The organism is Parashewanella hymeniacidonis, from assembly GCF_016900895.1.
Lineage (GTDB): Bacteria > Pseudomonadota > Gammaproteobacteria > Enterobacterales > Shewanellaceae > Parashewanella > Parashewanella hymeniacidonis.
The window spans coordinates 1-1,685 of record NZ_JAFEUN010000259.1; the positions used below are offsets into that span (position 1 = coordinate 1).

Genomic DNA, 1,685 nt, shown 5'->3' on the forward strand with positions numbered 1-1,685 from the left:
ATCATCTGCTAGGTTAAGCTGTTCATCCATTGGGAAGTGAGCGGCATGAGTTTGTTTACTATAGCTTTTTCTATGTACTGTAACATCACCAAATAGACTGCTCATTTTTCTCTTTGTGTGATGCCTGACATGAGTAAGCTCGACGCCATCAGCTGAAGTTACAGAAGTTAAATGAGGTTCGTTGTTCGCCTTTTTACCTAAATGACCTTGAAGTAATAGCCTGAGAAGTTCAAAGCCCTCTTGCTGAATGTATCGTTCAATGTCTCCATGCTCAGCATCTTGTAGCTCTGCGCTGTTTAGATTTTGAATCATCACATCAAGTTGATTTTGTGCTTGAGAAAAGAATGAAATGTCTTGGCAATTAAAGTATTCTGCTTGCATAGGGAGCTTTTAGTCGAGTTATGATGTGTAGGAACAACATAACTAGCACAAAATGCTCCCTTGTTCATTTCTTATTTCAATCAATCCATTGATCTTTCAGGATCTATTTTGATTTTTTGTCGTTTCAAAAGATCTGCACCCAAATCGTTTTAGCAGAATATGTTGAACCATTCTACCTACCGAAGAAAACTTCTGACTTTTTATATCCAAATGAAGTAAACGGTTAATCTGAGCTAGACCTGCTAAGACTTTCCAAATCTGATTTCAAAAAAACATCCTTAAATTTGGCTCTCCATTTACTCGGTATCAGCTCTTCCACCAGAGCGTTAGGATGCTGAGATATCCGTTGAAGCACGTCAACTAGATAATGGTAGGGATTAAAACCCTGAAGTCGGCAGGTAACCATCAGGCTTTGAAGAATACCCAGATGCTCTGCGCCTAATTCTGTCCAGCAAAACAGATAATTCTTACGCCACATCGGTATCACTCTTAACGCACGCTCAAGATGATTAGTATCCATTGGTACGTTCGGATTGGTCAGAAATACCTTCAGCTGTGTCTCTCTTTCTGCGGCATATTCCAGTGCGACTCTTAGCGGGTTACTAGGTAACAGCTCTGGTCGCTGACGTTGCTCATGCAGCCACTTGAAAAAACGGTAAACCACGGGCTCACTCTTATCCTGCCGGTAGGCTAAGGCTCTTTCGGCTGGAATTTCCTTTTCACGGATATGCTTCTCATTCTTGTACAGTAGCGCCATCTCATCCAGCGCCTGTTGCGCTGACTCTGGTTCAAGTGCTAAGGCTTTTTCAAAGTAACGACGGCAGTGTACCCAACAGGTTGCATGAATGATGCTGTGCTCCTGCTGATTTAAAGTGTCGACGGTTTTGGTGTACGCCGAATAACCGTCAGTCAGTAAGGTGCCGTTAAAGCCAGTTAACTGCTCAATCGCATGTTGAGCACTTTTGGTTGCCGACCAGGTAAATGCCACTTCATCTTCTTCGCCGTAAATCGGCCAGAAGTAGGTCTGTTTCATTTTACCTTTACCCGCTTTTCCAGCTTTAATGGGCACCTCATCCATGGCCAGCACTTTGCTTTTCAGAATGTGCTTAAGCATGGCTTGGTAAATCGGTTTCAGCAGTTCAATGCCTTTCTTCATCCAATTAATGAGAGTAGCACGGCTGATCCTGTCTCTTGATCAGATCTTAGTGCATTTCTCCGTCAGCTAGCATTTCTTTCGCCATCCTATATCCAACGACATAAGATTGAAGGGTATCCCAACCTTCCCAAATCGTTTCCCAACCTGC

At 43.0% G+C, this 1,685-nt stretch carries 1 protein-coding gene and 1 pseudogene; both read right to left on the bottom strand.

What is annotated here, in order from left to right; genetic code table 11:
• Positions 1–381: pseudogene (locus JQC92_RS22190) on the bottom strand (ISKra4 family transposase); the annotation flags it as partial.
• A gap of 223 nt (positions 382–604) precedes the next feature.
• A complete protein-coding gene (gene tnpC, locus JQC92_RS22195) occupies positions 605–1,564 on the bottom strand; it encodes an IS66 family transposase (protein WP_338049540.1) in 960 nt (319 codons plus the stop codon).
• Between the last annotated feature and the right edge of the window lie 121 nt (positions 1,565–1,685).